This window comes from Pseudoalteromonas sp. 120-MNA-CIBAN-0494 (genome assembly GCF_040308885.1).
Lineage (GTDB): Bacteria > Pseudomonadota > Gammaproteobacteria > Enterobacterales > Alteromonadaceae > Pseudoalteromonas > Pseudoalteromonas nigrifaciens.
Window position 1 is genome coordinate 1 of the sequence record NZ_JBEOOE010000239.1, and the last position, 233, is coordinate 233.

Genomic DNA, 233 nt, shown 5'->3' on the forward strand with positions numbered 1-233 from the left:
TGCATTTTGCAAGGGCGAGTTAATGTCATGTCTTTTTTTAACAAGCCCATTTTTAGACATTTTCGTTAAAGTGCCCGTAATACTTTCATCAGCTTGTTTTTTATCCCTCGGTAAATCTAGAGATTGCGTCAAAATATATTTGTTTTTTGGGTCATGTTGATCTTTAAATTTGCCTGCATAATTGATGAGCTGTTGCCATGCATTAATCATTTTATTTTCGCCGTTATGAAAAT

General features: G+C 33.5%; 1 protein-coding gene. It reads right to left on the reverse strand.

The window, feature by feature from the left end; genetic code table 11:
- Positions 1-210 (reverse strand): hypothetical protein (locus AAEY55_RS18635; protein ID WP_350552785.1); only part of this gene is annotated, 210 nt, incomplete at its 3' end.
- Between the last annotated feature and the right edge of the window lie 23 nt (positions 211-233).